General features: G+C 38.8%; 7 protein-coding genes, 1 tRNA gene and 1 rRNA gene. 5 read left to right on the top strand and 4 right to left on the bottom strand.

Translation table 11 applies throughout. From position 1 onward, the window contains the following. Window positions 1-16: 16 nt before the first annotated feature. Window positions 17-1,159, top strand: coding sequence for a glycosyltransferase family 4 protein (locus tag IQ19_RS26890; RefSeq protein ID WP_144546766.1), 1,143 nt, complete (start codon window positions 17-19; stop codon window positions 1,157-1,159). Beyond that, a complete protein-coding gene (locus IQ19_RS26895; protein WP_144546768.1) occupies window positions 1,156-1,314 on the top strand; it encodes a nucleotidyltransferase family protein in 159 nt (52 codons plus the stop codon). The genes IQ19_RS26890 and IQ19_RS26895 overlap by 4 nt, the downstream gene beginning before the upstream one ends. Window positions 1,315-1,887: 573 nt before the next feature. Here the strand turns inward: IQ19_RS26895 and IQ19_RS26900 are convergent. The 3 genes from IQ19_RS26900 to IQ19_RS26915 all read right to left on the bottom strand — a co-directional run bounded on the left by IQ19_RS26900 (window position 1,888) and on the right by IQ19_RS26915 (window position 3,919). Beyond that, complete coding sequence (locus IQ19_RS26900; RefSeq protein ID WP_144546770.1) at window positions 1,888-2,376, bottom strand: hypothetical protein; 489 nt, start codon at window positions 2,374-2,376, stop codon at window positions 1,888-1,890. Window positions 2,377-3,073: 697 nt separating this feature from the next. Continuing rightward, a tRNA-Ala gene (locus IQ19_RS26910) sits at window positions 3,074-3,146 on the bottom strand. Window positions 3,147-3,220: 74 nt separating this feature from the next. Then, complete coding sequence (locus IQ19_RS26915; protein WP_144546774.1) at window positions 3,221-3,919, bottom strand: MgtC/SapB family protein; 699 nt, start codon at window positions 3,917-3,919, stop codon at window positions 3,221-3,223. A 157-nt stretch (window positions 3,920-4,076) separates the two neighbouring features. Between IQ19_RS26915 and IQ19_RS26920 the strand changes: the two genes are divergently transcribed. Continuing rightward, window positions 4,077-4,991 carry a DMT family transporter gene (locus IQ19_RS26920; protein ID WP_144546776.1) on the top strand — a complete coding sequence of 305 codons (915 nt, stop codon included), beginning with the start codon at window positions 4,077-4,079 and terminating at the stop codon, window positions 4,989-4,991. Window positions 4,992-5,002: 11 nt separating this feature from the next. Next, window positions 5,003-5,152 (top strand): hypothetical protein, encoded by a 150-nt coding sequence (locus IQ19_RS28260; RefSeq protein ID WP_206752428.1) that lies wholly within the window; start codon window positions 5,003-5,005, stop codon window positions 5,150-5,152. Window positions 5,153-5,217: 65 nt separating this feature from the next. Here the strand turns inward: IQ19_RS28260 and IQ19_RS26925 are convergent, their stop codons facing one another. Beyond that, a complete protein-coding gene (locus IQ19_RS26925; RefSeq protein WP_199749568.1) occupies window positions 5,218-5,394 on the bottom strand; it encodes a hypothetical protein in 177 nt (58 codons plus the stop codon). A 678-nt stretch (window positions 5,395-6,072) separates the two neighbouring features. Here IQ19_RS26925 and IQ19_RS26930 point away from each other — a divergent pair. Then, window positions 6,073-6,271, top strand: a 16S ribosomal RNA gene (locus IQ19_RS26930); the annotation flags it as partial.

Below are 6,271 nucleotides of genomic sequence, written 5' to 3' on the forward strand. Positions count from 1 at the left end.
TGGCAAGGAGGATCATATGAAAATTGCCCTCTTCACTGATACCTTTTATCCCGACATCAATGGAGTCGCCAGAACGCTAAAAAGATTTATAGACTATTTAAGTGAACAAAACATAGCAGTAAAAATATTTGCACCTGCAAACCAAGCAGAAGAGTATGTTTCAACCCATATTCACCGTTTTAAAAGTGCTTCTTTTTTTTTATATCCTGAATGCAGGGTAGCTTTTCCGAATTATTTTCAAATCAAGGCCGAACTTGAAACGTTCAACCCCGATTTAATTCATGTTGCCACTCCTTTTAATCTGGGGCTAATCGGTGTTTACTGTGCAAAAAAGTTAAATATCCCCTTAGTGGGATCCTTTCATACTGATTTTGACTATTATCTGGAATTCTATGACCTTAAATTTCTATCAAGCCTACTCTGGAAATACATGGAATGGTTCCACGGTGCATTTAGAAAAACCTTTGTTCCCTCCATCGAAACATTAGAGCAATTAAAGCAGCACAGCTTCACAAACCTGGAAATCTGGCCAAGAGGTGTCGACTGCCAGCTATTTCATCCTTACTATGATAAGCTATCCGTCCGCCAGCAATATTCCATCCGCAAAAAATACCTGCTTACTTATGCAGGCAGGCTGGCACCCGAAAAAAATGTAGATATCCTCCTAGATGCAGCAAAATCACTCCCGCCCCATATTGGTGAAAATATTCACTGGCTAATCGTTGGGGACGGGCCGCTCCGTGAACAAATACAGGCTAATGCTCCAGAAAATATGACTTTTACAGGGTATCTAAAAGGCCAGCAGCTCGCTGAGGTATACTCAGCATCAGATTTATTTGTCTTTCCATCTCCTACAGAGACCTTTGGAAACGTCGTCCTCGAATCCCTTGCAAGCGGCACACCAGTTATTGGCGCAAACTCAGGTGGCGTTAAAAGTATTATTCGAGAAGGAGTAACAGGCCGCTTATGCGAACCGGGTAACGTACAGGGATTCTCTGATGCAATCACAAACCTTCTGATTAACCATAAAGTAAGGTCACAAATGGGGTTTGAAGGCAGGGATTATGCGCTGACTCAGAAGTGGGATAAAATCTTTAATGATTTAATAGGACATTATGAAGTGGTTATAAGGGAGAATGGGGAGAAACGGTATGCATGATGGTTCAGATAGAAGGGGAGGTCAGTCCTTTAAAAGGAGTTACCTTTGCCCAGAAATATTTCGGCTATATAGGAACAAGGGGAACCTCTGATATTGACTTGTTGATTAGGCCATACCAACTTGAAAAAGCTATTGAGTTCATAACTTCATCTTAAAGCTCGAATAAGTAGCCAAAAAAAAGCTGCAAAGCCTATTCAGGCCTTGCAGCTTTTTCTTCTTTTATGGAGAATAGCGTAATAACAATGGTCCAAATAAATTTAAAGCAAAAAAAATTTACAGAATTCTTTATTGAAAAAGGAAAGCGATTGAAGGCAATATAAAGGCTGGTTATCAAGCTGTGGGTAATTCAGAAGAAGTTCTATGCTGCCCAGAGACCCCGCCGCAGGCGCTCACTCTGAGGAGGCTCCCTGACTGTCTACGGAAAGCGAACGCCTGAAGCGGAGGAGAATTATGGGTCCATAATCAAGAGGTTAGAGCTAATGCAAATTTTTCCATAGCAGTGGTTGCTTATGACTGGAGTTAGGAACAAAAAAGGAGACCGGCAACTGAGAAAGCTTTAAAGAAAAGGTTACCTGGCTTTGATAAGGTTATTTTCGGCTTGAAATTTAGTTGAATATTAGCTATATCATCAACTCTGAATATATAGCTTTAGAAATAGTTTGAGAGGCACTGCCTATATTAAAAACAGTATTCATTTTCTTCCCTAACTACTTTTCTTTTACTTCCATTTAGTCCATGTCTATATGGGTCTGCAGAAAACCATTTGCTGCCCATTCTGTTCTTAAAGCGGAATCATACTGAGTAAGGCCTTTTTCTTCTGGATCTTTATTAGCATCAACACTTTCAATTTGGTCAACATTCTTACTGTTCCTCATATAAGTATCGCCAAGGACCTTATCACTGTTCTTCATATTTTTAGCACGGGTTTGTTCCTGCTGTTTTTGCTCTTTTGCTTTCAATGTTTTAAGGCAGATAAGTTTGTTTACTTCATTGGTGCGCTTTTCCTTAATCAATTTCCATGCAAGGGCAATGCGTGCTTGCCAATTTCCTTCCAATACTTTCGCAATTGCTACTGCCTTTTTATTTTCCCACATATCCGTATCATTAATGGCCTTACCGGATTCTTTATGTCTTTTTTTATAAGCTGTTACAGTAAGTGCTACTCCGGCGGCTGAAAGCAGAGATCCCAAGATGATGGGCGTTGTTGGTTTTTTCATAGCTTTATCCCTCCATTTTGAATGTTTTCCCTCTTACTGTTCTCATACCCTCATTTTGAGTCTAAAAGCTTTTTATGTATAACCTTTTTTTTACAACCATGTTACTTTAGGCTAAGAAAAGTCCACTATAGCGGCAGCCCAACCAAAAATACCTTTAAATTTTATAATTCAATTAAGCTGGTTTTCTATCTCTTTTTTGGCAGGCATTAATTGCTCTGCTTCAAATAAATAGCTTAGCGGACTAACATATTCCCTTGTTTGGAAAGCAGCTCCTTTTCGTTAAAGCTCTTCAAAGTGTGAAATTAAATCGGAGGTGTTTATGCAAAAGAAAGGGAGCGGTTCGCTGTGAAAGGATCGGTAATAAAACAAGGCAAAAGTTGTATGAACTTTTCTACTTGGGTAAGGATGAAAATGGAAAGCGGAAACAAAAGAAAAAGAGGGGGGGGAAGAGTAAGGAAGTAAATGTTAACCTGATTTCAGAGAGGCTAGGGCACAGTAACATCAAAGTTACACTTGATTTCTATTCGCACGTTCTTCCAACAATGCAGGAAGAAGTTTCTGGAAATATATATACTATACTCAGGTATGACCAAATTATGACCAGAACGATGTTTAATGATTAGAAATTACTCGGATATTTTGGGAGGAAATGAAAAAAAAGCCTTGATTATCAAGGCTTTAAGGTGAAATATCAGTATGGAGAATAGGGGGCTCGAACCCCTGACCTCAACGCTGCCAGCGTTGCGCTCTCCCAGCTGAGCTAATCCCCCGGGTGGTTGGTACAAGAAAAATTATAACCACAACGGGTTCTTCTTGCAAGGGGGATTTTAAAAAAATCTCTGTTTTATTGCAGACTTTCAATTTCCATACATTGAACACCTTTGATATTCGATACGCTGTAGTATACATCTGTAGTTCTTCTTTTGTAGTCGACCGCTACAATGAGCTGGACAAGATGCTGATGTTCTTCTTCCAGATCTTTTATGCGGATGTGTTTAATGGAGATGTCGAGTTCTTTAATTGCTGGGATGATGTCTGCAATATTTTCTTTATCCTTTACTTTCAGCTGAAGGGTAATTTCTTTTTCTCTTAATTGTCGAGGCCCGATAAAGCCCATTATTAATGGAACTACTTCAACAGAAATGATTAATAGCGCTACCCCAGCCATTGCTTCAATATAGAACCCTGCACCAACTGCGATCCCGATACCGGCCGCTCCCCAGATTAAAGCAGCAGTTGTCAGTCCTGAAATGCTGTCATTTCCTCTGCGTAGAATAACGCCAGCCCCCAGGAAGCCAATCCCAGAGACGATTTGGGCTGCTAAACGGAGTGGATCCATCGTAATGTTGATGTCATCATTTCCAGGGAACATGTAAGCTGATTCAATGGATACAATCGTCAGCAGACAACTGACAATTGAAATAACCAAACTGGTTTTTAAACCAACAGGCTTTCTTTTTAATTCCCGTTCAAGGCCAATTACTAGTCCTAAAACAGCTGAAATTCCCAATTTCATTAAAATTTCTATCTCTAAACTGCTCATGCTATCTCCCGCTTTTTTTAAAGTATTATATATCTAATATGAATTCTTTTAAATCCTTAAGAATAGAAAATTATAAAAGCATAGTAATAATCTAAAGTTACGTTGTAAAATAGTATATACCCTAAACTTTAGGAAACAGAAACAAGGAGTAATGAAAATGTCAGATACAAAAATAAATCCTTATGTCGCCCTTGCAATCGGCGTCATTTCCGTCTCCACATCAGCGATTCTTGTAAAAGTATCCAGTGCTCCATCAGGCGTTATTGCCTTTTACCGGCTTTTTTTTTCTGTCCTTTTCATGTTGCCTGTATTTCTCATAAAATATGTTCCGGAACTTCGTCTTATTACAAGGCGGGATTGGATCTACTCAATCGCTGCCGGTGTGTTTTTGGCATTCCACTTTATTATTTGGTTTGAATCGCTAAATTACACATCCGTAGCAAGTTCAACGGTGCTGGTCACCCTTCAGCCCTTATTTGCTTTTGCGGGAACGTATTTCTTTTTTAAAGAAAAGTTTACCTGGAAAGCAATTTTGAGCGGACTATTGGCTATAGGCGGGAGTGTCATTATAAGCTGGGGTGATTTTAAAATCAGCGGCTCCGCTTTATTTGGGGATATTTTGGCACTCATTGCCTGTGCTTTGGTAACGGCTTACTTAATGTTTGGCCAGACTGTTAGAAAAAGGCTTTCACTTATAACTTATACCTTTGTTGTATACAGCATCAGCACTGTTACATTGTTGTTATATGTACTAATAGTCCAGGAGCCTTTATTGCCATATGGAACTAGTGACTGGGTATATTTTATTTTGCTTGCGCTAATTCCAACATTGCTTGGACACACATTGTTTAATTGGTCGTTAAAATGGCTTAGCACCTCAACCATCTCCATGGCCATTTTATTTGAACCAGTGGGTGCCGCTGTCTTAGCTTATTATCTCCTGCAGGAGTCGGTTGTCTGGACCCAAGTCCTTGGAGGAGCCATTGTAATTGGAGGAATCTCTCTTTTCTTATTAGATGAGAGAAGGCTCCGCATGAAGGAATTGAAAAATAAGACAACGATTTCCGGGTAAAAGGAGCAACAATGGTGGTTATTCGCAGAGTGGTATTGGAGGATGCAAGAGCCATTGCAGAAGTACATGTGAAAAGCTGGCAGGAAACCTATAAAGGGATTTTGGGGCGCAAAATGTGTGGAAATTGCTTTTGGGTGGCGAGATATAAAAGGACTTATTAATAGTTTAGAAAAAAGTATTCATTAAATTTCCTTATAAAAAAATCTCCCGCAAAATGGGAGATTTTTTATATAAATACATACGTTAGTCCGGAGAAAATAAATGCTGCTGTAACTGAAAGTATGAAGGTGCCCCCATAGACCTCTTCATCGGAATTCGCTATTTTAATTCCTTCTGCATACGCATAAGCAAACAGAAATACTGCCATGATTACTGATATATATAGTGCTGCGGTTTCCAGCATGATTCACACCTTCCGTTTTATAGTAGAGTTAATAGATTTTATGAAGTTTAAACTAAAACTATTACTATTTCTTTATTACTCAACTAACAACAATAGGTATAGGGATAAAATTAGTGTGGAAAAAGTGCATAAAGTTATCCACGTCTTGTGTATAACTTTGTTGACAACTTATATTAAAAGGAATTAAAAGTGGATAAGTATGTGGGTATATGGACGAAAGAACTATTAGAATGTGTTTTAGATATATAATGAAGTTGAACGGCACAAAAGAGCAGTTAAAAAATCGAAGAGTAATTGCAGACATACAGCAAAAGGAAGGTAAGCACTCCAGACGTGGAGCTTCCGATGAATAACATTATATAGAGAGAAGAGTGTACGTTATAGTTTATATACCTTAATAATAGAGAAATAAACTTTTTTAAAAATTATATTGCAAACATTTCTTAAGCATGGTATATTAATTCTTGTCCTCAGCGAGACAAGTTAAACAACTTAATTTTCTTTAAAAAAGTTGTTGACTTTAAAACGAATGATATGTTATATTAATAAAGTCGCTTCTGAGCGATAAGGCAAAATATAGCAAAGAGAAATTGATCTTTGAAAACTGAACGAACAAAAACGTCAACGTTAATTCTTTAGTCTTTTTTGAAAAGACAACTTATGAGCTTAATCAACTCTTATATGGAGAGTTTGATCCTGGCTCAGGACGAACGCTGGCGGCGTGCCTAATACATGCAAGTCGAGCGGACTTCTGGGAGCTTGCTCCCGGAAGTCAGCGGCGGACGGGTGAGTAACACGTGGGCAACCTGCCTGTAAGACTGGGATAACTTCGGGAAACCGGAGCTAATACCGGATAATTCTTTCCCTCACATGAGGG

The organism is Cytobacillus oceanisediminis, assembly GCF_007830235.1.
Classification (GTDB): domain Bacteria; phylum Bacillota; class Bacilli; order Bacillales; family Cytobacillaceae; genus Cytobacillus; species Cytobacillus oceanisediminis.

What these genes read in the sequence shown, in the direction of transcription:
- IQ19_RS26890 (WP_144546766.1), top strand. Translation starts at nt 17, where the DNA reads ATGAAAATTGCCCTCTTCACTGATACCTTTTATCCCGACATCAATGGA.
- IQ19_RS26925 (WP_199749568.1), bottom strand. Translation starts at nt 5,394, where the DNA reads ATGCTGGAAACCGCAGCACTATATATATCAGTAATCATGGCAGTATTT.
- IQ19_RS26900 (WP_144546770.1), bottom strand. Translation starts at nt 2,376, where the DNA reads ATGAAAAAACCAACAACGCCCATCATCTTGGGATCTCTGCTTTCAGCC.
- IQ19_RS26915 (WP_144546774.1), bottom strand. Translation starts at nt 3,919, where the DNA reads ATGAGCAGTTTAGAGATAGAAATTTTAATGAAATTGGGAATTTCAGCT.
- IQ19_RS28260 (WP_206752428.1), top strand. Translation starts at nt 5,003, where the DNA reads ATGGTGGTTATTCGCAGAGTGGTATTGGAGGATGCAAGAGCCATTGCA.
- IQ19_RS26895 (WP_144546768.1), top strand. Translation starts at nt 1,156, where the DNA reads ATGATGGTTCAGATAGAAGGGGAGGTCAGTCCTTTAAAAGGAGTTACC.
- IQ19_RS26920 (WP_144546776.1), top strand. Translation starts at nt 4,077, where the DNA reads ATGTCAGATACAAAAATAAATCCTTATGTCGCCCTTGCAATCGGCGTC.